Raw genomic sequence first — 20,758 nt, 5'->3', positions numbered from 1 at the left:
TACCGGGACAGTCGCCCGGCGGTTCCAGTTGAAAAATTAGGCGGCGGCGTCCGACTTGGCCGGGGTCGCGTGGGTGTTCACCCGCTCGATCACCTTCCAGGTCTTGAGCTTGGAGATCGGCGCAGTCTCTTCGATGCGCACGGTCTCGCCGGCCTTGTACTCGTTCGCCTCGTCATGGGCGTGATACTTCTTCGAGCGGCGGATGATCTTGCCGTAGAGCGGGTGCTTCACCTTGCGCTCCACCAGCACGACCACGGTCTTGTCGCCCTTGTCGGAAACCACGTTCCCGGTCAGCACGCGCTTCGGCATGGTTTCGTCCTTTACTTGGCAGTCGAGCGCGAGCGCTCGTTCTGCAGCGTCTTGATGCGGGCGATGTCGCGACGGACTTCGCGGACCCGGCTCGGCTTCTCGAGCTGGCTGGTCGCGGCCTGGAAGCGAAGGTTGAACGCCTCGCGCTTCAGGTTGCCGAGCTCGTCGCTCAGCTGGTCCTCGGTCTTCGCACGAAGATCGGTAGCCTTGGTCATTCTATCAACCCTCCAGGTGCGAGGTATCGCCGAGGCGAGCCACGACCTTGACCTTGATCGGCAGCTTCATCGCCGCACGCTCGAAAGCTTCAGCAGCGAGCGGGCCCGGCACGCCGTCCAGCTCGAACAGGATGCGGCCCGGCTTGACGCGGGCGACCCAGAATTCCGGCGAGCCCTTGCCCGAGCCCATGCGGACTTCAGCAGGCTTCGACGAAACCGGCACGTCCGGGAAGATGCGGATCCAGAGACGGCCCTGGCGCTTGATGTGACGGGTGATCGCGCGGCGAGCCGCTTCGATCTGACGGGCGGTGATCCGCTCCGGCTCCATCGCCTTCAGGCCATACGACCCGAAGTTCAGCGCAGTGCCACCCTTGGCGTCGCCGTGGATGCGGCCCTTGAAGGCCTTGCGGAACTTGGTGCGCTTCGGTTGCAGCATTTCTCTGTCCTAACCCTTAGCGGCGGTGGTCGTCGCGCGCCGGGCGAACGCCCGTCGTCTGCGACTCCAGGTTGAGGCGATCGGTCGCCATCGGATCATGGCCGAGGATCTCGCCCTTGAAGATCCAGACCTTCACGCCGCAGACGCCATAGGCGGTGTGCGCTTCGGCCGTGGCGTGGTCGATGTTCGCGCGCAGCGTGTGCAGCGGAACGCGGCCTTCGCGATACCATTCCGAGCGGGCGATCTCGGCGCCGCCGAGACGGCCGCCGCAGTTGATCCGGATGCCCTCGGCGCCGAGGCGCATCGCCGACTGCACCGCACGCTTCATGGCGCGGCGGAAGGCGATACGACGCTCGAGCTGGTCGGCGATGCCCTGGGCGACGAGCTTGGCGTCGACTTCCGGCTTGCGGATCTCGACGATGTTCAGGCTCACGTCGCTCGAGGTCATCGAGGACAGCGTCTTGCGCAGCTTCTCGATGTCCGAGCCCTTCTTGCCGATGATGACACCGGGACGGGCAGCGTAGATCGACACGCGGCACAGCTTGGCCGGACGCTCGATCACCACCTTCGAGATCGCGGCCTGGGGCAGCGTCTCGAGGATGTACTTGCGGATCTTGAGGTCCTCCATGAGGAGCCGGCCATAGTCGGCGCCCTCGGCGAACCAGCGGCTGTCCCAGGTGCGGTTGACCTGGAGACGCAGGCCGATCGGGTTGCTCTTGTGACCCATTATGCTTCTTCCTGCTCGCGGACGACGATGCGAAGACGGCTGAACGGCTTCAGGATGCGGGTGGACTTGCCACGGCCGCGGGTCGCGAAGCGCTTCATCGTGATCGACTTGCCGACCGAAGCCTCGGCGACGACGAGCGCGTCGACGTCGAGGTTATGGTTGTTTTCCGCATTGGCGATCGCCGAGGCGAGAACCTTGCGAGCATCGACGGCCATGGCCTTGGTCGAGAACTGAAGGATGTTCAGCGCGTCGCCGGCCTTCTTGCCGCGGATCAGGCCCGCGACGAGGTTCAGCTTCTGGGCCGAACCACGGATCTGCGTGGCGACGGCAAGGGCTTCCTTGTCGCCAACCTTGCGGGGGGCTGCCTGCTTAGACATTAGCGCTTACCCTTCTTGTCGGCTGCGTGGCCGGGGAAGAAGCGGGTCGGCGCGAACTCGCCGAGCTTCATGCCAACCATGTCCTCGTTGACCGAGACCGGCACGAACTTGCGGCCATTGTAGACGCTGAACGTCAGGCCGACGAAATCCGGCAGGATCGTCGAGCGGCGCGACCAGGTCTTGATCGGACCGGCGCGGGTGCCCTGCTCCTGCGCGGTCTGCGCCTTCTTGAGCAGGTGGAGGTCCACGAACGGACCCTTCCAAACGGAGCGAGCCATGGGTTAGCCCTTCTTCTTCGCGTGACGGCTGCGGATGATCATCTTGTCCGTCGCCTTGTTGTGGCGGGTGCGCGCACCCTTGGTCGGCTTGCCCCACGGGGTGACCGGGTGACGGCCGCCCGAGGTACGGCCTTCACCACCGCCGTGCGGGTGGTCGACCGGGTTCTTCGCGACACCGCGGGTCAGCGGGCGGATGCCCTTCCAGCGGTTGCGGCCGGCCTTGCCGAGGTTGGTGTTCTGGTTGTCCGGGTTGGACACCGCACCGACCGTCGCCATGCAGTTGCCGTGGATGTAGCGCTGCTCGCCCGAGTTCAGGCGGACGATGACCATGCCGCGGTCACGACCGACGACCTGGACATAGGTGCCTGCCGAACGGGCGATCTGGCCGCCCTTGCCCGGCTTCATCTCCACATTGTGGACGATGGTGCCGACCGGCATCTGGCCGAGCTCCATGGCGTTGCCCGGCTTCACGTCGGTCTTCTTGCCGGCGATCACCTTGTCGCCGACAGCGAGACGCTGCGGCGCGATGATGTAGGCGACGCGATCCTTGCCGGCTTCGTCGGCGCCGTAGTTGATCAGCGCGATGAAGGCGGTGCGGTTCGGGTCATACTCGATCCGCTCGACGGTGCCTTCGACGTCCCACAGGCGGCGCTTGAAATCGATGATACGATAGCGCTGCTTGTGGCCGCCGGCGATGCCGCGCGAGGTCACATGGCCCTTGTTGTTGCGGCCGCCGGTCTTGGTCTTGCCCTCGGTCAGAGCCTTGACCGGACGACCCTTGTACAGGGCCGAACGGTCGATCAGGATCAGGCCGCGGACGCCAGGCGACGTCGGATTGTAATTCTTGAGTGCCATTACGAATTGACCCCCGAGGTCACGTCGATCTGCTCACCGTCGGCGAGGGTCACGATAGCCTTCTTCACGTCAGAGCGCTTGTAGGGGGCGCCCTTCCACTTCTTGGTCTTGCCCTTCTGGACGATCGTGTTGACGCCAGTCACCTTGACCTTCCAGATCGCCTCGACGGCGGCCTTGATCTCGGGCTTGGTGGCGTCGCCAGCGACCCGGAACACAACCGCGTTGTGCTCGGAGACGAGCGTCGACTTCTCGGTGATGTGCGGCGCGACAATCACGTCATAGTGACGGTTGTCGATCGCGGCTGCCTGCTTCTTAGCCATTGAAGCGCGCCTCCAGCTTCTCGACGGCAGCGCGGGTCAGGACCAGCGTGTCGTGCTTCAGGATGTCATAGACGTTGGCGCCCACCGCGGGGAGGACGTTCACGCCGATCAGGTTGCGCGCAGCCAGGAAGCCGTTGCCGGCCTCGCCGTCGATCACCAGGGCAGTCTTGCCGGTGCCGAGCTTGGCGAACTGGGTCTTCAGCTCCGCGGTCTTGGCGGTGCCGAACGCGTCGAGGACGATCAGCGAGCCGGCCTTGGCGTGGCTGCTGAGGGCCATCTTCAGGCCGAGCGCGCGGATCTTCTTGTTCAGCGACGGATTGAAGTCGCGGACGCGGGCGCCGTGCGCCTTACCACCGCCGATGAACACCGGAGCGCGGCGATCGCCGTGACGGGCGGTACCGCCGCCCTTCTGGCGACCGAACTTCTTGCCCGAGCGGGCGACGTCGGCACGCTCGCGAGTACCGCGCGCGGTGGCGCGGCGCTTCTCGAGCTGCCAGGTGACGACGCGGTGCAGGATGTCGGCGCGCGGCTCGACACCGAAGACGGTGTCGTTGAGCTCGATGTCGCCCGAAGCCTTGGCGTCGAGGGTTTGAACCTTGACCTTCACTTAGCCCTCCTGGCCTTCGGTCGCCTCGGGAGTCTCGGTCACTTCGGCCGGAGTCTCCGCGGGAGCGGTGTCGTTGTTGTTGGCGACCGACTTGATGCCGGCCGGGAACGGCGCGGCGTCGGGACGGGCGACCTTGACGGCGTCCTTGACGAACAGCCAGCCACCCTTCGAGCCAGGGACCGAGCCCTTGACGAAGATCAGGCCGCGCTCGACGTCGGTGCCGACGATCTCGAGATTCTGCTGGGTGCGGAACTTGTCACCCATGTGGCCGGCCATCTTCTTGTTCTTGAAGACCTTGCCCGGATCCTGGCGCTGACCGGTCGAACCGAGCGAGCGGTGCGAGACCGAGACGCCGTGGGTGGCGCGCAGACCGCCGAAGCCCCAACGCTTCATGCCGCCGGCGAAGCCCTTGCCCTGGGTCTTGCCCTGGATGTCGACGAACTGGCCGGCGACATAGTGGTCGGCCGAGATCTCGGCGCCCACTTCGAGCAGGCCGTCCGCGTCGACGCGGAACTCATGGACGACCGCCTTGGGCTCGACTTCGGCCTTGCCGAAGTGGCCGCGCTGCGGCTTGGCGACATTCTTGCTCTTCGCCGTGCCGGCGCCGAGCTGGACGGCGGTGTAGCCGTCACGATCCTTTTCGCGGACGGAGACGACCTGCACGCCTTCGAGAGCCAGGACGGTGACGGGCACGTGGCGGCCGTCGTCCTGGAACAGGCGGGTCATCCCCAACTTCTTCGCGATCACGCCAGTGCGCATGACCAGTTGCTCCTATGCATAGGCACCCGAGGGGGAATTCCCACGGGTGCGTGCTTCAGCCCGAAAATATGATGCGAGCCCCCGTCCGGGCTGAACCCCTTCCCGAAGGAAGAGGCGACGGGGGACGCAGTCCCGGTTCTCCGAAGAGGCCGGCGGTATCCCTATCGCGATGCGAGTGCGCCCGTGGCGCCCTCCGGTTCCTTGCGTTGGATCGGGATCGATCCGGTGGAGGAACCTGGCGAATCCCCCATAAGGGAATCGCGAATCTCGTGTGGAGGCGCGCCTTTACGTCAGCAGCGCTTCCCTGTCCACCCCCACACCTGCATTCCTGCGAAGTATGCGGCAGGACGAGAAAGACCCCCGCTTTCGCAGGGGTCTTCAACCGGCTCAGGCCAGCTTGATCTCGACGTCGACGCCGGCGGCGAGGTCAAGCTTCATCAGCGCGTCCACGGTCTGCGGGGTCGGCTGCACGATGTCGAGCATGCGCTTGTAGGTGCGCACCTCGAACTGCTCGCGCGACTTCTTGTCGATGTGGGGACCACGGTTGACCGTGAACTTCTCGATCTTCGTCGGAAGCGGAATCGGGCCACGGATGAGAGCGCCGGTACGGCGGGCAGTGTCGGCGATGTCGCCGGTCGCCTGGTCGAGCACTCGATGATCGAACGCCTTCAGGCGAATACGGATATTCTGCGTTTCCATGTCCCTACCAATGCGAAAGAGCGGAGCCCGTTGCCGGACTTCTATGCTGTGTTTGAACCGAAGGGGCGGCCCTTACAGACAGATATGATTCGGATCAAGGGGCTGGCGACAGTTTTCGCGAAGCCGGTGCGCAGCGCCTGAACCGAGCCTCGCCCTTCGCCATTTCAGGTGTCGTACTCACCGCTGTCCCAAGGCTCGAAAAACGCCATATAGTTGCCGGGTTGCGCCTCGACCGCCCAGACATCGTCGTCGTCCTCCGGCGCCCGCGCCACCAACCCGAACACGGTGTCGAAACGATCGACTGAGAAGGGAGCAATCTCGATCCGCCCAAAGCGGATGTCGCCAAGGTCGGCAAGCCACTCGTCCCGGCGCTTCGCACGGATGCCCAAGTCGAGATCAGCGCGAGGACCAAGGGCGTCGATCTGCGCCTCCAGCAGCACACCCTGCGCATCGAAGATATAGAGGGCGATGAATTCACCGCCTGCGTGCCCCATTGCGGGGACGAAGGGCGTAGTGAGGAAGAATTGGCGGCCGTCGGCAGTTCGCCCCACATATCGCGCGCCATAGTCGTCGTGATCGATGGCAAACAGCGTAGGCGACAGACTCGTCATACCAGCTCCGTAGATTTCCCCAGCCGATCTCTAGCGCCTTCGGAGCCAGCCAAGCCAGCTTCTACCGCCACCAGGGCACCAGCCAGCGGAATGCCTCCAAACGAAAAGGCCCGGCCTCCTTGCGGAGACCGGGCCCTTCGAACTCTACCCTAAAGGGCGAAGCTTACTTCTGGATCTCGGCGACGACGCCGGCACCCACGGTGCGGCCGCCTTCGCGGATCGTGAAGCGCTGGCCGACGTCCATGGCGATCGGCGCGATCAGCTTGATGCCGAGAGCGACGTTGTCGCCCGGCATCACCATCTCGGTGCCGGCCGGCAGCTCGATGGTGCCGGTGACGTCGGTGGTGCGGAAGTAGAACTGCGGACGATAGTTCGCGAAGAACGGCGTGTGACGGCCGCCCTCGTCCTTCGACAGGACGTACACTTCCGACTGGAAGTCGGTGTGCGGCTTGATCGAACCCGGCTTGGCCAGAACCTGGCCACGCTCGACTTCGTCACGGCCGACGCCGCGGATCAGCGCGCCGATGTTATCGCCGGCCTCACCCTGGTCGAGCAGCTTGCGGAACATTTCGACGCCGGTCACGACGGTCTTGCGGACGGCTTCCTGGATGCCGACGATCTCGACTTCCTCGCCAACCTTGACCACGCCGGTCTCGACGCGACCGGTCACCACGGTGCCGCGGCCCGAGATCGAGAACACGTCTTCGATCGGCATCATGAACGGCTTGTCGAGCGGACGCTCCGGCTGCGGGATCGACTCGTCGACAGCGGCCATGAGGGCCAGGATCGCGTCCTTGCCGAGCTTTTCGTCCGAACCCGAGAGGGCGGCGGTCGCCGAACCACGGATGATCGGAATGTTGTCGCCGTCGAACTCACGACGCGACAGCTCTTCGCGGATCTCCATCTCGACGAGCTCGAGGATTTCCTCGTCGTCGACCAGGTCGACCTTGTTGAGGAACACGACCATCGTCGGCACGCCGACCTGACGGGCGAGCAGGATGTGCTCCTTGGTCTGCGGCATCGGGCCGTCGGTGGCGGCGACCACGAGGATCGCGCCGTCCATCTGGGCAGCGCCGGTGATCATGTTCTTCACATAGTCGGCGTGGCCCGGGCAGTCGACGTGCGCATAGTGACGCTTGTCGGTCTCGTACTCGACGTGCGCGGTCGAGATGGTGATGCCGCGCTCACGCTCTTCCGGAGCCTTGTCGATGTTGGCGAAGTCGACGGCGGCGTTACCCGCAACGTTCTCTGCCAGAATCTTGGTGATAGCGGCCGTCAGCGAGGTCTTGCCGTGGTCGACGTGACCGATGGTGCCGATGTTGAGGTGCGGCTTGTTCCGCTCAAACTTTGCCTTCGCCATTGTTTTCCTACCTTCTGATCTCTGATTCCGCGCCGCCAGGGGATTCGCCGGAAGGCGGCCCCATAGCGGCTGTTTTCAAGTTACGCCAGCCCAAGCGCTAAGCGCGTCAGGCCAGCTTCGCCTTCACTTCGTCTGCCACGTTCGGCGGCACTTCGTCATAGTGCGAGAACTGCATCGAGTACTGCGCACGACCCTGGGTGAACGAGCGGAGCTGGTTCACGTAACCGAACATGTTCGCCAGCGGCACCATGGCCTCGACCGTCTGCGCGTTGCCGCGGCTGTCGGTGCCCTGGATCTGACCACGGCGGCTGTTGATGTCGCCGATGACGTCGCCGAGATAGTCCTCGGGGGTCACGACTTCCACCTTCATCACCGGCTCGAGCAGCTTGATGCCGGCCTTCTGGGCGGCTTCGCGCATTGCTGCGCGGGCAGTGATTTCGAACGCCAGCGCCGACGAGTCGACGTCGTGGTACGCACCGTCATAGAGCAGCACTTCGAAGTCGATGATCGGGAAGCCGACCAGCGAACCCGTCATTGCGGTCTCGCGGAAGCCCTTCTCGATCGCCGGGATATACTCCTTCGGCACGTTGCCGCCCTTGACTTCGTCCTTGAAGACGAAGCCCGAACCGCGCTCGCCCGGGGTCAGCTTGACCTTGACGCGGCCGAACTGGCCGGTGCCGCCCGACTGCTTCTTGTGCGTGTAGTCGATGTCCACCGGCTTCGCGAGATACTCGCGATACGCCACCTGCGGCGCACCGACGTTCGCCTCGACCTTGAACTCGCGCTTCATGCGGTCGACCAGGATCTCGAGATGGAGCTCGCCCATGCCCTTGATGATGGTCTGGCCCGACTCGTGGTCGGTCGAAACGCGGAACGAGGGATCCTCGGCGGCCAGGCGGTTCAGGGCGAGGCCCATCTTCTCCTGGTCGGCCTTGGTCTTCGGCTCCACCGACAGCTCGATCACGGGCTCCGGGAACTCCATGCGCTCCAGGATGATCGGGTTCGCGGTGTCGCACAGCGTGTCGCCGGTCGTCGTCTCCTTGAGGCCCGCGATGGCGACGATGTCGCCGGCGCGCGCTTCTTCGATGTCCTCACGCGAGTTCGCGTGCATCAGGAGCATACGGCCGATCTTCTCCTTCTTGTCCTTCACCGAGTTCAGATACTGACCCTTGGTGAGGGTGCCCGAATAGATACGGGCGAAGGTGAGCGAGCCGACGAACGGATCGTTCATGATCTTGAACGCGAGCAGCGACAGCGGCGCCGAGTCCGAGGCCGGACGCGAATCCGGGGTCTCGCCGTCGAGCTTCACGCCCTGCACGTCCGGAATGTCCAGCGGCGAAGGCAGATAGTCGACAACGGCGTCGAGCAGCGGCTGCACGCCCTTGTTCTTGAACGCCGAGCCGCACAGGATCGGAACGAACGCCATCTCGAGCGTGCCCTTGCGGATCAGGCGCTTCAGGTCGGCGGTCGAAGGCTCGTTGCCTTCGAGATACGCTTCCATCAGCGCGTCGTCCTGCTCGACGGCCATCTCGATCAGCTCGCTGCGATACTTCGCAGCCTTTTCCTTCAGGTCGTCGGGAATCTCGGCATATTCGAACTTCGCGCCCAGCGACTCTTCGAGCCAGATGATCGCGCGGTTCTCGACCAGGTCGACCAGGCCCTTGAAGCCGCCTTCCTCGCCGATCGGCAGATACAACACGGCCGGACGCGCGCCGAGGCGGTCGACGATCGTATCCACGCAGAAATAGAAGTTCGCACCGGTACGGTCGAGCTTGTTGACGAAGCACATCCGCGGCACGCCGTACTTGTCGGCCTGGCGCCACACGGTCTCCGACTGCGGCTCCACGCCGGCAACGCCGTCGAAGCAGGCAACCGCGCCGTCGAGCACGCGCAGCGAACGCTCGACTTCGATGGTGAAGTCGACGTGGCCGGGGGTGTCGATGATGTTGATCAGGTGCTCTTCACCCTTGCCCTCTTCCGCGCGCCACTTGCAGGTGGTCGCCGCCGAGGTGATGGTGATGCCGCGCTCCTGCTCCTGCTCCATCCAGTCCATCGTCGCAGTGCCTTCGTGCACTTCGCCGATCTTGTAGGACTTGCCGGTGTAGTAGAGGATGCGCTCGGTCGTCGTCGTCTTGCCGGCGTCGATGTGCGCCATGATGCCGATATTGCGGTAACGCTCGAGCGGATGGCTGCGGGCCATGACCTGGTTTCCTTAAGGATGTGGGGAGCCGGACGATCCAGCTCCCCGATATGTAGGAACGAAAATTTCCAGCGCCAGTTGCCCCGGCGCTGGAGAAAGACTTACCAGCGGTAGTGGCTGAAAGCGCGGTTCGCTTCGGCCATACGGTGGGTGTCTTCGCGCTTCTTCACCGCGTTGCCGCGATTGTTCGAAGCGTCCAGCAGCTCGCCCGAGAGGCGCGCCGACATGGTGTTCTCGCTGCGATTGCGGGCCGAGGTGATCAGCCAGCGGATCGCGAGCGCCTGGGCACGCTCCGGACGGACTTCCACCGGAACCTGGTAGGTCGCACCGCCGACGCGGCGGCTGCGGACCTCGATGCCCGGCTTGATGTTGTTCAGCGCATCATGGAACACGCCGATCGGATCGCGCTTGGCGCGCGTCTCGACGGTTTCCAGGGCCGAATAGACGATGCCCTCGGCAACGGACTTCTTACCGTCCAGCATGACCGAGTTCATGAACTTCGAGAGAACGATATCACCGAACTTGGGATCCGGCAGGATTTCGCGCTTCTCTGGGCGACGACGACGAGCCATCTTGAATTTCCTTCTAAAACTTCAGCCGATCCGGAACCTGTCCGGGGCTTACTATGGCTGTGATTACTTGGGACGCTTGGCGCCGTACTTCGAACGCGACTGCTTGCGGTCCTTGACACCCTGGGTGTCGAGCACGCCGCGCAGCACGTGGTAGCGCACGCCGGGAAGGTCGCGCACACGGCCGCCGCGGATGAGCACCACCGAGTGCTCCTGCAGGTTGTGGCCTTCGCCCGGGATGTACGAGATGACTTCGCGCTGGTTGGTCAGGCGGACCTTGGCAACCTTGCGGAGCGCCGAGTTCGGCTTCTTCGGAGTCGTCGTGTAGACGCGGGTGCAAACGCCACGCTTCTGCGGGTTCTGCTCCATCGCAGGGACCTTCGACTTGGCCTTCTGCGGTTCGCGGCCCTTGCGGACCAGCTGGTTGATCGTCGGCATGAAGCCCTTCACCTTTATGTTACCGGCATGGCCGGCGGTTACTTTGCTGGAACCCTGTGTTTGAGAATACGAAAAGGCCCCGGGTGTCCTCGACCCCCCGGGCCATTGCGTCTCCAGCAACGTTCAGCTCTTGCCCCACGGGGGATTCGCGCCGGAAGACCGGCCCCTCGCGGAACGGGGGCGCCTATAGCGACGGGTGGCGAGCGGGTCAACTGAGTCGCCCGAAGCGGGATAACAGAGCGTCAACCACCGCCGGGCTAGAGATGGGGAGATGGTTCGTTACGCTTCCCGCTTCAAGCCCCTCGCCGCCGCCCTGGCCGCCCTGGCCGCGACTCTGCTGCTCGGCGCCTTCGGCCCGGCGCTGTCCGGCCCTGCGGCGCTACTCGGCTGGGAGGCGTTCGGGCTGGCGATCGTCGGGGGCGCCGGCTTCCTCGCCTGGCACCTCGCGCAGCTGACCGCCCTGCCCCCGGCGCCGCTCGCCCGGGCCGCGCTGCCTGCCGCGCTGATCCCGCTGGTTATCTTCCCGCATGCCGGCGCGGCCGCCCTGCTCGTGCCCGCCACCCTCGCCCTCGCGCTGCTGCCCGCCGAGCGATTCGCCGCGCCGCTGGCACTCGCCGGCGTGCTCGCCGCGCTCGGCACCGGACCCGTCGCCGCGGGAGTCGCCGGCGTAACGATGCTCGCCGCCGCGTGGCTTTGCCGCGCCCGAAGCCCGGCGGCGAACGACAATCCCTCTCTGGAACGCATGGCAAGCTTTTGGCCGGTGCCCACTTCCCTGCGTTATGCTAGAGATATCCCACGGGATTCGGGTTACGAATTTGGGGAGTAGCGTGAATGTTCAACGGTAATAATCGTGGTCGCGACAGGGATGAGCGTCCGGCAATGCCGCCGGCGCCGCCGCAGCAGGCCAATGGCGGCAAGCGCGGCATGTTCTCGGTGATCGGTCCGGACGTGACGGTGACCGGCAATATCACCGCCAGCGCCGACCTGCACATCGACGGCCGCATCGAAGGCGACGTCAATTGCGGCAGCCTGGCCCAGGGCGCCGACAGCCAGGTGTTCGGCAACGTCACCGCCGAGACCGCCCGCCTCGCCGGCGCGATCGAAGGCACGGTCCGCGTGCGCCAGCTCACCATCGAGCGCTCGGCCAAGATCACCGGCGATGTCGAGTATGAGAACATCACGATCGAGAATGGCGGCCATATCGACGGCCGCCTGAAGCATATGAGCACCGTCCAGGCAGCGGCCCCGGCCGCCCCCTCGGGCCCGCGCCCGGTCGAAGCGGCCCCCTCGCCCTTCGCGACGGCGGCGAACGAATAAGCTCCCGGCTTTTCGGAAAACAGGCAGGGCGCGTTCTCGCACGAGAGCGCGCCCTTTGCTTTTGGGGCGGGGCCTGTCCCCTTCTTTCCCCGGCAAAGGCCGGGGCTCAGACTAAGCAGTGCGCGGTGGTGACTTTCAAGGACTGGGCCCCGGCCTTCGCCGGGGAAAAGGAAGTCAGAAGCTCAAAGCCCCCGGATCTTGTCCAGATGCTGCTGCACCACCGGCGCCACCTCGGCCGCGAAACCCTTGAGCTCGGGCACGGTGCCGCCTGCGGCATAGTCCTTCACCACCGCCAGCGTCTTCTCGTGCGCGACGACCTGCTGCGCCTTGTAGGCCGCATCGAAGTCCGATCCCGTCGCCTGGCGCAGCGTCGCCAGGTTCGCCTCCTGCTCGGCGCTCAGCCTGGGGTCCGGCTTGATCGCGGGAGTCGCCTTGCCGCCCGCCGCGTTCAGCTTGGCGGTCGATTCGCCATGGGCGGTCACCATTATCCCGCCGAAGTCCTTCAATGCCTGGACCGTCGCCTTTTGCTGGGCAAGCTTGCCCGCCTCGATCTCATAGGCGTCGCTCGCTCCGGCGGTGTCCGCAAAGGTCTGGCCAGTCAGCGCCACAGTGCCCGAGGCCATGTTGACGTCGGTGCCGCTCGCCGCATTGGCGTCGATGCTGTTCTCGGGGATGATCGTGTCGGTGGCGACGATATTGTCGACCGTGGTCACCGGCTCGGCACCGCCACAGGCGCTGAGTGCGACCGCCGGGCCGAGCCCAAGCGCGAAGAAGTATCTGTTCATGCAGGCATTCCCTCTCCTGTTTTGCAGAAAGGAACGCGGGCGTGGGAGCGCCGTTCCGGCTATCGTGCCGGGATGCGGCGAAGCGAGAAGGGAGATGGGCGATGACCGACTGGACCAAGGCACAGGAAGGCGGATGCCGCTGCGGGGCGCTGCGCTTCCGCCTGGACGGGGCGCCGATGCTGACCAGCGCCTGCCACTGCACCGGCTGCCAGAAGATGAGCGGCAGCGCCTTCTCGCTGACCCTGACCGTGCCCGCACAGGCCTTCGAGCTGCTCCAGGGCGAGCCGGTGATCGGCGGCCTGCACGGTCCTGTCGCGCACCATTATCACTGCGACCATTGCAAGAGCTGGGTCTTCACTCGCGCCGAGGGAATGGACTGGTTCGTCAACATCCGCACGACGATGCTCGACACCCCCGACGACCAGCCGCCCTTCCTCGAGGCCTGGGCCAGCGAGAAGCTCCCCTGGGTCGAGACCCGCGCCACGCGCAGCTATCCGGGCGATCCCGACTGGAACGACTGGGAGGTTCTGACGCAGGAATATGCGGGGACCGTGGGCTCCGCGGCGAGCACCTAGTCGGCGAACCGACCGGGATTGGGTAGTTTGCCGACTGACAGCTTTGGAGATTGCACGGGCCATAGCCGCCGTTTCAGGAGATTGACCTGGACGACTGTCAGCGCCTCGGCTGCAGACCCCCGAAGAAGCGATCGAGAGACCGATCATCGCCCAAGGTCAGCAATGCAGCAGGGCGGGCACACGGCTGGGGGCGGACTGCCAACCGGCGTGCCATGCTTGCGAACATCCGATCCGTTGATGCAGAAGATCCCAATGAAGATGGTCGCACCGCTCACCGCCCTGTTTACGCTCTGCTTCCTCACGACGCCGGCGATTGCGCAAACGAACGCGCATTCTTCGCCGGACGATCGGCGGCGCTTCGTCACGATCGTGCAAAGTCTGGAACGCACGCCTTTCGACCCGCGCCTGCGGAGTGACCGGGCCTGGGCCGTTCAATGGTTGACGGATGCCCCGGATGTTTCGGTCACCGTGTGCGCGGACCCACTCGGAGGCATGCCTGAAAAGACCTTTGCTCCGGGTCCTGAAATCATAGTCCAGTACATGCTGGCCATGGCCGCTTTCATCCTCGAGAATCCCGGCAAGTTGAACGATCCCGATGCACAGCAGTTGGCGGGGGTCGAAAGCGCGCTGACCACCTATCGATCTATGCGCGCCGTTCGGCCGAATGTAGTATCGCCAAATCTCGACAAGCTGTTGGAAATCCAGAGCCGGGGGGAACTGCCCAGCTTTGTGCGGAAGGCCTATCTTCAATGTGTGAAGAAGGGGGCAAAGGGGGGCAGTTGATCCCCTGGCCCGCCTTCCGCTCTTTGCCGGCGCTTAAATTCCCGAGTCGACTTGAGGGCGAAACGCCCGGACCGGGTGTACGCGCTGACGCAAAGGGAGCCTATGAGCTGGTGTGCTCGCCCACCGCCCGTCTCGATCGCGGAAGCCTGCCGGTCGAGTTACGCGAAATGGCCTTCGAGACAGAGATCGTCCTCGGAGCGCCTTTCGTGAACGTCCGATAGCTACTCCTTCATCGGATCATGCCCCCAGTTCATCAGCGAATAGCGCCAGCGTGAGGTGGGGATGCGATAGTCCTCGTGCGGTCCCTGGGCGCGGTGGCGGGCGACGAAGCCGACGACCTTGCGCATATGGGCATAATCGCCACCGTCGAGATCGTCCTTCTGCGTCCGCAGGATCCCGACGATCCGCCGGCCGGAGGCATGGCCGATGCTCTCCCCGCCGTCCCGCTTGAAGCCGACCTTGCGGCTTTCGTCCGTCTCCAGCCACGCTTCGATTTCCGCCGGCGCCATGTTCACCACCTGGTGGAACTTGCGCCATATCTCCTCGTGATCGTCGCGACCTGCCAACCCGCTTCTCCGTTATCGTCACGTTACCCATGCGTAACGGTGGGCCCTAGCCCGGAGTTTCGCGCCGCGGAGATTTTATCCAGCCGCATCGGTGTAAGTTTCCCCGACCGGCGGCAGCACGAGCCGTGCCGCGAGCGAGGTCGCGCCGACCAGCAGCAGCGCGGCGAGCGCGAATCCCAGGCCTCGCCGCGGCAGCTTCGTACCCGCCACCAGCGCCACCGCCAGCCCGGTCGCGAGCATCGCCCACAGGTGATAGCGATAGTCCGCCGCCACGCTGATCACCAGGAAGGCGAGCTCGGTCAGCACCGCCGACAAGGTGAGCGCCACGGCCAGCCGCTGCCGCCCGCCCTCGCCCCGCCAGGCCGGCGCCAGCACTGCCATCGCCGCCGCCAGCCACAGGATCGGCGCGCCCAGCGGGCTTTCGGCGAGCATCCCCGCCAGTCGCTGGAAGGGCGCGATCCGCGGCGAAGGCGAGCCCAGGCCCAGCCTGTTGGGCTCGCTGTCCGATTGCGGCTCGGCAAGCGGGAAGCGCTCGGGGACGAACCAGCGCATCGTCGCGTTCCAATGGGCGAGCCGATGCGCGGCATAGGCGAGCGGATGCTGCACGATCGCCGCGATCCAGGCTCGGGTCAGCGCGCTGCCGGGCGCGGCACGGGCGAGGCCGTCCGAGACGAAATCGCAGCGGTCGCCAAGCGGGTCCCAGAGCAGCGGCCGGATGCAGTGCTGCACCTCGGCTGCGCGCCAAACAGCAGCGGGCAGCACCGGCACCGCCTCGGGCCCGGCATGCTGCGCGATGCCGGCCAGGTCGTAGATCGGCAGCGAGCGCCCGACATCGCTGGCGCTCGCGCGCAACAGCCCTTGATTGACCAGCGGCATCGCCGCCAGCACCGCGACCGTCGCCGCCAGCATCAACGCGCCGTGCCGCACCGGCTTCCAGCCGCCGCTGCCGAGCAGCCCGAAGGCGAGCGGCACGGTCGCGAACACCGCGTTGATCCGCACCAGCGTGGCATAGAGCAGCAACAGCCCGACCAGCAGAACCGCCCAGCGCGGCAGCGGCCGGTCGTCCAGCCTCCACCAGGCAGCGAGCCCCGTCGCGGCGAGCAATGCCCCCGCCATCTGCCCGTCCTTGAGCACCGCGACCTGCCAGCTGGCGATCGGCGGCCAGATGCCGAGCAGCAGCACCGCGCCGCCCGCGATCCGGGCACCGCGCCGGGCCAGCGCCGCCGCGATAAGGCCGAGGCCGGTCCAGCAAAGCAGCATCTGGAGCAGGAACATCGGCGCCTGCCCCTGCCAGCCCGCCGCATGGAACAGCGCCCATAGCCGCGCCATCGCCGGCGGGTGCCAGTCGTCATAGCTGCCCGAAAGGATCTGGCTATACTGGTTGAGGCTGTCGAACATCGCGATGCCCGGCCAGAAGGCGGCGAGCAGGGCGAGGCAGAGCAAAGATGCCGCGAGCGCCGCCCATCCCGCGGGCGACACGCGGGTCAATGCAAGACCTTCAGCTGGTCTTGCGGCCGAACACCGGGCGCGGGGCATCTCCCTGCGGGGAGGCAGCGGGCGCGAAGGCGGCGGGCGCCTCGGGCATCCGCTCGCCGGCCGCGGCCTTGCGCGCCAGATAGCGGGCCAGCGCCGCATCGGCATCGAAGTCCGACCCCGCCTCTTCCTCCACGCCTTCCCGGGCGGCTGCCGGCCCGCGCGGCGTGATCACCAGCTTGAACAGCCGGAAGACCAGCGGGATGCAGAAGAGCAGTCCGACCGCCGCCAGCCCGAGCACCGTCGGCCCCAGCCCGCCCGCCATCGGGCCGTCGCTCCAGCCCGAGAAGCCGGTGAAATAATAGAGCAGCCCGCCGATATAGAGCAGGGGCAGCAGCGACAGGATCAGCTTGAACGCGCGCACGCCAAATCTCCCACCAGTTCCGGGGAACATGGCGGAAGATTTGAAACAAAGCGTGAAGGCCGCTTAGATGTGCAGCGCGCGGCCATAGGCGCCGAGGACCGCCTCGTGCATCGTCTCGCTGATCGTCGGGTGCGGGAACACCGTCTCCATCAGCTCGGCCTCGGTGGTCTCGAGCGTCTTGCCGATCGTGTAGCCCTGGATCATCTCGGTCACTTCCGCGCCGATCATATGGGCACCGAGCAGCTCGCCGGTCTTGGCGTCGAACACGGTCTTCACGAAGCCCTCGGCCTCGCCCAGCGCAATCGCCTTGCCGTTGCCGATGAAGGGGAAGTTGCCGACCTTCACCTCATAGCCGGCTTCCTTGGCCTTGGCCTCGGTCAGGCCGACCGACGCGATCTGCGGGTGGCAATAGGTGCAGCCCGGGATGTTGCGGACGTCCATCGCATGCGGATGCTTGCCGGCAATCGCCTCGGCGGCGATCACGCCCTCATGGCTCGCCTTGTGCGCGAGGAACGGCGGCGCGGTGACGTCGCCGATCGCATAGAGGCCCGGCACGTTGGTCTTGCACGAAGCGTCGGTGACGATGTGGCCGCGCTCGCTCTTCACGCCCAGCGTCTCGAGACCGATATTCTCGGTGTTCGGCACAATGCCGACCGCGACGATGACGTGGCTGAACTCCTCGACGGTGACCTTGCCGTCCTTGCCCTTGATCGAGGCCTTCACGCCCGTGGCCGTAACGTCGATCTTCTCGACGCCGGTCGCGGTGCGGATGTCCATGCCCTGCTTCTTGAACTGCTTCTCGAGATGCGCGGAGACGTCCTTGTCCTCCACCGGCACGATCCGGTCGAGCATCTCGACGATGGTCACCTTGGCGCCCATGTCGTTGTAGAAGCTGGCGAACTCGACGCCGATCGCGCCCGAGCCGATGACCAGCAGCTTGGTCGGCATCTCCGGCGGGGTCATCGCGGTGCGGTACGTCCAGATGCGCTTGCCGTCGGCCTTGGCGAAGGGCAGGTCGCGGGCGCGGGCGCCGGTCGCGACGATGATGTTCTTCGCTTCGATATCGGTCTTCTTGCCGTCCTCGGCGGTCACGGTCAGCTTGCCCGGCGCGGTCAGCACGCCGGTGCCGAAGTGCACCGCGATCTTGTTCTTCTTCATCAGGTGCGTGACGCCCTGGTTGAGCTGCTTGGCGACGCCGCGCGAGCGCTTCACCACGGCTTCCAGGTCGGCGCTGATCTTCTCGGCGACCAGCCCGTAATCCTTGGCGTGCTGCATGTAATGATAGATCTCGGACGAGCGGAGCAGCGCCTTGGTGGGGATGCAGCCCCAGTTGAGGCAGATGCCGCCCAGCAGCTCGCGCTCGACGATCGCCGTCTTGAGACCCAGCTGCGCGGCGCGGATCGCCGCCACATAGCCGCCGGGGCCCGAACCGAGCACGATCACGTCATAGGTGTCAGCCAAGGGAGGAATCCTTCAATTGGGTTTGATGCGAATATGGGCGGTCAGCCCGGAATTTCATCGAGCGCCTAAATTGTATCAACAGGGCGCGGCCGCTTGTGCTCGTCCACGGCGACGAACACGAACTGCGCCTGGGTGACCAGGCAGCTCTCTTCCGAATGCCGGGCACGGCGCCAGGACTGGACCTCGATCGTCATCGAGGTGCGCCCCACCTTAACGATATCGGCGAACACCGAGACTTCGTCGCCGACCGAGACCGGCGCGTGGAACTTCATGCCTTCGACCGCGACGGTCACCGCCCGCCCGCGCGAATGGCGCGCGGCGACCAGCCCGGCGGCCAGGTCCATCTGGCCCATCAGCCAGCCGCCGAAGATGTCGCCATAAGCGTTTGCATCCGCGGGCATGGTGCTGACCCGGATCGCCGGCTGCTGCTGCGGAGGCTGTCCGCCGCCCTCAACCATCGGCCTGCGTCCCCACGCCGCCGGCCAGCCTGGCCTTGTCCTCGGCATAGGCCTTGCGCACCGGACCCACGCCCATCGCCACCACGGCGAGCATGCAGGCATAGCCGACCAGCCAGATGTCGCCGGTCGCGCGCGGATAGGACCAGGCGGCCGCCGCGGAGATCAACGCCGCGGCGATCAGTCCGATCGCGATATGCACCACTTCGATCAGCACGCGCATCGGCGCAGCCCTCCGGTTCAGGCGATCATCCCGAAGGGATTCTCGACGAGCTCCTTGAAGATCTTCATCATCTCGGCGCCGTCGGCCCCGTCGATCGCACGGTGATCGAAGCTGCCGGTGGCCGACATCACGGTCGCCACGCCCAGCGCGTCATCGACGATGTACGGGCGCTTCTCGCCCGCGCCGATCGCCATGATCATGCCCTGGGGCGGATTGATCACGGCCTCGAACTGCTTGATGCCGAACATGCCCATGTTCGAGAGCGACGCGGTGCCGCCCTGATACTCTTCCGGCTTCAGCTTGCCCTCGCGGGCACGGCCGGCGAGATCCTTCATCTCGGCCGAGATCGCCGAGACCGCCTTGTTCGCCGCATCGCGGATGATCGGGGTGATCAGGCCGGTCGGCGTCGACACCGCGACCGACACGTCGGCGCGGCTGTACTTGATCAGCTGGTCGCCGGTGTAGGTGACGTTGCACTTCGGCGCCTGGGCCAGCGCCACGCCGAGCGCCTTGATCAGCAGGTCGTTGACCGAGAGCTTCACGCCGCGCGCCTCGAGCGCCTTGTTCAGGTCGCCGCGCAGCTTGAGCAGCGCGTCCAGGCGGATGTCGAGGGTCAGGTAGATGTGCGGGACGGTCTGCTTCGACTCGGTGAGGCGGCGCGCGATCGTCTTGCGGATGTTCGAGAGCTTCTCGGCCTCGTGCGGGATCGATTCGTCCCACCAGACCGGCTTGTGCTCGGCCGGGGCGACAGCGGCAGCCGGAGCAGCTGCAGGCGCAGCAGATGCGGCGGGAGCGGCAGCGGTCGGCGCGGCCCCGGGCTTGGCGCCTTCGATGTCCGCCTTGACGATGCGGCCGTTCGGACCGGTGCCGGCAACGCCGGAAAGATCGACGCCCTTCTCGGCGGCGATGCGCTTGGCGAGCGGGCTCGCCTTCACGCGCTCGCCTGAGGCGGCCAGGGCCTGGGCAGGCGCCGGAGTCGGCGCAGGCGCAGCGGCCGGAGTCGGCGTCGGAGCGGCGGCAGGTGCCGGAGCTGGGACGGCCGCCGGAGTCGGGGCCGGCGCGGCAGCGGCGGTCGAGGCGTCCTCGCCCTCACCTGCGATGATCGCGATCACGGTGCCGACCTTCACATTGTCGGTGCCCTCGGCGACGAGGATCTTGGCGATCACGCCCTCGTCCACCGCTTCGAATTCCATGGTGGCCTTGTCGGTCTCGATCTCGGCCATGAGGTCGCCGGACTTTACGGTGTCGCCTTCCTTGACGAGCCACTTGGCGAGGGTGCCCTCTTCCATGGTGGGGGAAAGCGCAGGCATCTTGATTTCGATCGACATGAAGGTTCCCGTCATTGGAGCCCGGAACAGGTTCGGGCCCTCTTTGCGCCGCCCCCGCCCCGGGTCAAGAGACGCGCTTGCAGGAAATGACGCTACGGGGCACGTAACGCACGAGCGAGAGGATCAATCCATGCGCACCTATCTGGTGGTGATCGACGAGAGCCCCGAGGCCGAGATCGCGCTGCGCTTCGCCGCGCGGCGCGCCGCGAAGACCGGCGGAAACGTCGAAATCCTGGCCCTGATTCCCAAGATGGACTTCGTCCAGTGGGGCGGCGTGATGGCCACGATCGAGGAGGAAGCGCGCGAACGCGCCGAGGCTCTGGTCGCCCGCGCGGCCGGCACGCTGTTCTCCGAGTCGGGCCTCCAGCCCTCGATCACGGTGCGCGAAGGCGACGGTCCAAGAATCGTCCGCGAGATGCTCGCCGCCAATCGCGAGATCGCCGCCCTGGTGCTCGGCGCCGCGGCAAGCGGCCCGCCGGGGCCGTTGGTCACCCACTTCGCCGGATCGGACGCCGGCAACCTGCCGGTGCCGCTGATGGTCATCCCGGGCGCGCTGGACATGGATGCGATCGACCGATTGAGTTGAAAATTCCCTCTCCCATTGGGAG

At 65.9% G+C, this 20,758-nt stretch carries 29 protein-coding genes; 5 read left to right on the top strand and 24 right to left on the bottom strand.

Going from position 1 to position 20,758, the window contains the following annotated elements; translation table 11 throughout:
- Positions 1-36 precede the first annotated feature (36 nt).
- The 16 genes from rpsQ to rpsL all read right to left on the bottom strand — a co-directional run bounded on the left by rpsQ (position 37) and on the right by rpsL (position 10,760).
- Positions 37-309 (bottom strand): 30S ribosomal protein S17, encoded by a 273-nt coding sequence (gene rpsQ / locus J2W22_RS10020; RefSeq protein WP_307118125.1) that lies wholly within the window; start codon positions 307-309, stop codon positions 37-39.
- A gap of 11 nt (positions 310-320) precedes the next feature.
- Complete coding sequence (rpmC, locus tag J2W22_RS10015; protein WP_307118124.1) at positions 321-524, bottom strand: 50S ribosomal protein L29; 204 nt, start codon at positions 522-524, stop codon at positions 321-323.
- Between the two features lie 4 nt (positions 525-528).
- Entirely contained in the window at positions 529-960 is a 432-nt protein-coding gene (gene rplP / locus J2W22_RS10010; RefSeq protein WP_086128647.1) for a 50S ribosomal protein L16, read from the bottom strand.
- Between the two features lie 16 nt (positions 961-976).
- Positions 977-1,687, bottom strand: a complete 711-nt coding sequence (gene rpsC / locus J2W22_RS10005; RefSeq protein ID WP_269574426.1) for a 30S ribosomal protein S3 — start codon at positions 1,685-1,687, stop codon at positions 977-979.
- Positions 1,687-2,064 carry a 50S ribosomal protein L22 gene (rplV, locus tag J2W22_RS10000; RefSeq protein WP_116838638.1) on the bottom strand — a complete coding sequence of 126 codons (378 nt, stop codon included), beginning with the start codon at positions 2,062-2,064 and terminating at the stop codon, positions 1,687-1,689. The genes rpsC and rplV overlap by 1 nt, the downstream gene beginning before the upstream one ends.
- The gene (gene rpsS / locus J2W22_RS09995) at positions 2,064-2,342 is read right to left on the bottom strand and encodes a 30S ribosomal protein S19 (protein WP_086128644.1); all 279 of its coding nucleotides are present in this window, start codon (positions 2,340-2,342) and stop codon (positions 2,064-2,066) included. The genes rplV and rpsS overlap by 1 nt, the downstream gene beginning before the upstream one ends.
- A gap of 3 nt (positions 2,343-2,345) precedes the next feature.
- Positions 2,346-3,197 (bottom strand): 50S ribosomal protein L2, encoded by an 852-nt coding sequence (rplB, locus tag J2W22_RS09990; RefSeq protein WP_307118123.1) that lies wholly within the window; start codon positions 3,195-3,197, stop codon positions 2,346-2,348.
- Positions 3,197-3,517, bottom strand: a complete 321-nt coding sequence (locus J2W22_RS09985; RefSeq protein WP_307118122.1) for a 50S ribosomal protein L23 — start codon at positions 3,515-3,517, stop codon at positions 3,197-3,199. The genes rplB and J2W22_RS09985 overlap by 1 nt, the downstream gene beginning before the upstream one ends.
- Positions 3,510-4,124: a 50S ribosomal protein L4 gene (gene rplD / locus J2W22_RS09980; RefSeq protein WP_307118121.1), complete on the bottom strand. Its 615-nt coding sequence runs from the start codon at positions 4,122-4,124 to the stop codon at positions 3,510-3,512. Before rplD ends, J2W22_RS09985 begins: the two co-directional genes overlap by 8 nt.
- A complete protein-coding gene (gene rplC, locus J2W22_RS09975; protein WP_307118120.1) occupies positions 4,125-4,883 on the bottom strand; it encodes a 50S ribosomal protein L3 in 759 nt (252 codons plus the stop codon).
- Positions 4,884-5,270: 387 nt separating this feature from the next.
- Positions 5,271-5,582, bottom strand: a complete 312-nt coding sequence (gene rpsJ, locus J2W22_RS09970) for a 30S ribosomal protein S10 (RefSeq protein WP_029936463.1) — start codon at positions 5,580-5,582, stop codon at positions 5,271-5,273.
- A gap of 164 nt (positions 5,583-5,746) precedes the next feature.
- Entirely contained in the window at positions 5,747-6,193 is a 447-nt protein-coding gene (locus J2W22_RS09965) for a hypothetical protein (RefSeq protein WP_307118119.1), read from the bottom strand.
- Positions 6,194-6,356: 163 nt separating this feature from the next.
- Positions 6,357-7,553 (bottom strand): elongation factor Tu, encoded by a 1,197-nt coding sequence (tuf, locus tag J2W22_RS09960; RefSeq protein WP_307118118.1) that lies wholly within the window; start codon positions 7,551-7,553, stop codon positions 6,357-6,359.
- Between the two features lie 106 nt (positions 7,554-7,659).
- The gene (gene fusA / locus J2W22_RS09955; RefSeq protein WP_307118117.1) at positions 7,660-9,753 is read right to left on the bottom strand and encodes an elongation factor G; all 2,094 of its coding nucleotides are present in this window, start codon (positions 9,751-9,753) and stop codon (positions 7,660-7,662) included.
- A 101-nt stretch (positions 9,754-9,854) separates the two neighbouring features.
- The gene (gene rpsG / locus J2W22_RS09950; protein WP_184169897.1) at positions 9,855-10,325 is read right to left on the bottom strand and encodes a 30S ribosomal protein S7; all 471 of its coding nucleotides are present in this window, start codon (positions 10,323-10,325) and stop codon (positions 9,855-9,857) included.
- A 63-nt stretch (positions 10,326-10,388) separates the two neighbouring features.
- Positions 10,389-10,760: a 30S ribosomal protein S12 gene (gene rpsL / locus J2W22_RS09945; protein ID WP_019831557.1), complete on the bottom strand. Its 372-nt coding sequence runs from the start codon at positions 10,758-10,760 to the stop codon at positions 10,389-10,391.
- Between the two features lie 271 nt (positions 10,761-11,031).
- Here rpsL and J2W22_RS09940 point away from each other — a divergent pair, with 271 nt between their 5' ends.
- Positions 11,032-11,586: a hypothetical protein gene (locus J2W22_RS09940; protein ID WP_307118116.1), complete on the top strand. Its 555-nt coding sequence runs from the start codon at positions 11,032-11,034 to the stop codon at positions 11,584-11,586.
- Positions 11,587-11,591: 5 nt separating this feature from the next.
- The gene (locus tag J2W22_RS09935; RefSeq protein WP_307118115.1) at positions 11,592-12,077 is read left to right on the top strand and encodes a bactofilin family protein; all 486 of its coding nucleotides are present in this window, start codon (positions 11,592-11,594) and stop codon (positions 12,075-12,077) included.
- Positions 12,078-12,259: 182 nt separating this feature from the next.
- Here J2W22_RS09935 and J2W22_RS09930 read toward each other — a convergent pair whose 3' ends face one another.
- The gene (locus tag J2W22_RS09930; protein WP_307118114.1) at positions 12,260-12,862 is read right to left on the bottom strand and encodes a DUF4142 domain-containing protein; all 603 of its coding nucleotides are present in this window, start codon (positions 12,860-12,862) and stop codon (positions 12,260-12,262) included.
- Positions 12,863-12,963: 101 nt separating this feature from the next.
- Between J2W22_RS09930 and J2W22_RS09925 the strand changes: the two genes are divergently transcribed.
- Together J2W22_RS09925 and J2W22_RS09920 are read left to right on the top strand one after the other, a co-directional pair.
- Positions 12,964-13,437 (top strand): GFA family protein, encoded by a 474-nt coding sequence (locus J2W22_RS09925; protein WP_307118113.1) that lies wholly within the window; start codon positions 12,964-12,966, stop codon positions 13,435-13,437.
- A gap of 252 nt (positions 13,438-13,689) precedes the next feature.
- Positions 13,690-14,220, top strand: coding sequence for a hypothetical protein (locus J2W22_RS09920; RefSeq protein WP_307118112.1), 531 nt, complete (start codon positions 13,690-13,692; stop codon positions 14,218-14,220).
- Between the two features lie 221 nt (positions 14,221-14,441).
- Here J2W22_RS09920 and J2W22_RS09915 read toward each other — a convergent pair whose 3' ends face one another.
- The 7 genes from J2W22_RS09915 to J2W22_RS09885 all read right to left on the bottom strand — a co-directional run bounded on the left by J2W22_RS09915 (position 14,442) and on the right by J2W22_RS09885 (position 20,150).
- Positions 14,442-14,786: a DUF3140 domain-containing protein gene (locus tag J2W22_RS09915; protein WP_307118111.1), complete on the bottom strand. Its 345-nt coding sequence runs from the start codon at positions 14,784-14,786 to the stop codon at positions 14,442-14,444.
- A gap of 75 nt (positions 14,787-14,861) precedes the next feature.
- The gene (locus J2W22_RS09910) at positions 14,862-16,265 is read right to left on the bottom strand and encodes a hypothetical protein (protein ID WP_307119561.1); all 1,404 of its coding nucleotides are present in this window, start codon (positions 16,263-16,265) and stop codon (positions 14,862-14,864) included.
- 19 nt (positions 16,266-16,284) lie between these two features.
- Complete coding sequence (locus J2W22_RS09905) at positions 16,285-16,683, bottom strand: hypothetical protein (protein ID WP_307118110.1); 399 nt, start codon at positions 16,681-16,683, stop codon at positions 16,285-16,287.
- A 63-nt stretch (positions 16,684-16,746) separates the two neighbouring features.
- Positions 16,747-18,144: a dihydrolipoyl dehydrogenase gene (gene lpdA, locus J2W22_RS09900; RefSeq protein ID WP_307118109.1), complete on the bottom strand. Its 1,398-nt coding sequence runs from the start codon at positions 18,142-18,144 to the stop codon at positions 16,747-16,749.
- A gap of 65 nt (positions 18,145-18,209) precedes the next feature.
- Positions 18,210-18,545, bottom strand: coding sequence for an acyl-CoA thioesterase (locus J2W22_RS09895; protein WP_373422966.1), 336 nt, complete (start codon positions 18,543-18,545; stop codon positions 18,210-18,212).
- A gap of 49 nt (positions 18,546-18,594) precedes the next feature.
- The gene (locus J2W22_RS09890; RefSeq protein ID WP_307118107.1) at positions 18,595-18,822 is read right to left on the bottom strand and encodes a hypothetical protein; all 228 of its coding nucleotides are present in this window, start codon (positions 18,820-18,822) and stop codon (positions 18,595-18,597) included.
- 17 nt (positions 18,823-18,839) lie between these two features.
- Positions 18,840-20,150: a pyruvate dehydrogenase complex dihydrolipoamide acetyltransferase gene (locus tag J2W22_RS09885; protein WP_307118106.1), complete on the bottom strand. Its 1,311-nt coding sequence runs from the start codon at positions 20,148-20,150 to the stop codon at positions 18,840-18,842.
- A 130-nt stretch (positions 20,151-20,280) separates the two neighbouring features.
- Here J2W22_RS09885 and J2W22_RS09880 point away from each other — a divergent pair, with 130 nt between their 5' ends.
- Complete coding sequence (locus J2W22_RS09880; protein WP_307118105.1) at positions 20,281-20,736, top strand: universal stress protein; 456 nt, start codon at positions 20,281-20,283, stop codon at positions 20,734-20,736.
- Positions 20,737-20,758 lie beyond the last annotated feature (22 nt).

Source organism: Sphingomonas kyeonggiensis (assembly GCF_030812785.1).
GTDB lineage: Bacteria > Pseudomonadota > Alphaproteobacteria > Sphingomonadales > Sphingomonadaceae > Sphingomonas > Sphingomonas kyeonggiensis_B.
Note: the sequence above shows the minus strand (reverse complement) of the source record. Positions and strands in the feature narration are given on the sequence as shown.

What these genes read in the sequence shown, in the direction of transcription:
- rpsG (WP_184169897.1), bottom strand. Translation starts at nt 10,325, where the DNA reads ATGGCTCGTCGTCGTCGCCCAGAGAAGCGCGAAATCCTGCCGGATCCC.
- J2W22_RS09985 (WP_307118122.1), bottom strand. Translation starts at nt 3,517, where the DNA reads ATGGCTAAGAAGCAGGCAGCCGCGATCGACAACCGTCACTATGACGTG.
- J2W22_RS09895 (WP_373422966.1), bottom strand. Translation starts at nt 18,545, where the DNA reads ATGCCCGCGGATGCAAACGCTTATGGCGACATCTTCGGCGGCTGGCTG.
- rpmC (WP_307118124.1), bottom strand. Translation starts at nt 524, where the DNA reads ATGACCAAGGCTACCGATCTTCGTGCGAAGACCGAGGACCAGCTGAGC.
- rpsS (WP_086128644.1), bottom strand. Translation starts at nt 2,342, where the DNA reads ATGGCTCGCTCCGTTTGGAAGGGTCCGTTCGTGGACCTCCACCTGCTC.
- J2W22_RS09920 (WP_307118112.1), top strand. Translation starts at nt 13,690, where the DNA reads ATGAAGATGGTCGCACCGCTCACCGCCCTGTTTACGCTCTGCTTCCTC.
- rplB (WP_307118123.1), bottom strand. Translation starts at nt 3,197, where the DNA reads ATGGCACTCAAGAATTACAATCCGACGTCGCCTGGCGTCCGCGGCCTG.
- rpsC (WP_269574426.1), bottom strand. Translation starts at nt 1,687, where the DNA reads ATGGGTCACAAGAGCAACCCGATCGGCCTGCGTCTCCAGGTCAACCGC.
- rpsJ (WP_029936463.1), bottom strand. Translation starts at nt 5,582, where the DNA reads ATGGAAACGCAGAATATCCGTATTCGCCTGAAGGCGTTCGATCATCGA.
- J2W22_RS09935 (WP_307118115.1), top strand. Translation starts at nt 11,592, where the DNA reads ATGTTCAACGGTAATAATCGTGGTCGCGACAGGGATGAGCGTCCGGCA.
- rpsQ (WP_307118125.1), bottom strand. Translation starts at nt 309, where the DNA reads ATGCCGAAGCGCGTGCTGACCGGGAACGTGGTTTCCGACAAGGGCGAC.
- rplV (WP_116838638.1), bottom strand. Translation starts at nt 2,064, where the DNA reads ATGTCTAAGCAGGCAGCCCCCCGCAAGGTTGGCGACAAGGAAGCCCTT.
- J2W22_RS09965 (WP_307118119.1), bottom strand. Translation starts at nt 6,193, where the DNA reads ATGACGAGTCTGTCGCCTACGCTGTTTGCCATCGATCACGACGACTAT.
- rplC (WP_307118120.1), bottom strand. Translation starts at nt 4,883, where the DNA reads ATGCGCACTGGCGTGATCGCGAAGAAGTTGGGGATGACCCGCCTGTTC.
- J2W22_RS09940 (WP_307118116.1), top strand. Translation starts at nt 11,032, where the DNA reads ATGGTTCGTTACGCTTCCCGCTTCAAGCCCCTCGCCGCCGCCCTGGCC.
- rplP (WP_086128647.1), bottom strand. Translation starts at nt 960, where the DNA reads ATGCTGCAACCGAAGCGCACCAAGTTCCGCAAGGCCTTCAAGGGCCGC.
- tuf (WP_307118118.1), bottom strand. Translation starts at nt 7,553, where the DNA reads ATGGCGAAGGCAAAGTTTGAGCGGAACAAGCCGCACCTCAACATCGGC.
- J2W22_RS09890 (WP_307118107.1), bottom strand. Translation starts at nt 18,822, where the DNA reads ATGCGCGTGCTGATCGAAGTGGTGCATATCGCGATCGGACTGATCGCC.
- J2W22_RS09880 (WP_307118105.1), top strand. Translation starts at nt 20,281, where the DNA reads ATGCGCACCTATCTGGTGGTGATCGACGAGAGCCCCGAGGCCGAGATC.
- fusA (WP_307118117.1), bottom strand. Translation starts at nt 9,753, where the DNA reads ATGGCCCGCAGCCATCCGCTCGAGCGTTACCGCAATATCGGCATCATG.
- J2W22_RS09925 (WP_307118113.1), top strand. Translation starts at nt 12,964, where the DNA reads ATGACCGACTGGACCAAGGCACAGGAAGGCGGATGCCGCTGCGGGGCG.
- rpsL (WP_019831557.1), bottom strand. Translation starts at nt 10,760, where the DNA reads ATGCCGACGATCAACCAGCTGGTCCGCAAGGGCCGCGAACCGCAGAAG.
- J2W22_RS09930 (WP_307118114.1), bottom strand. Translation starts at nt 12,862, where the DNA reads ATGAACAGATACTTCTTCGCGCTTGGGCTCGGCCCGGCGGTCGCACTC.
- J2W22_RS09885 (WP_307118106.1), bottom strand. Translation starts at nt 20,150, where the DNA reads ATGTCGATCGAAATCAAGATGCCTGCGCTTTCCCCCACCATGGAAGAG.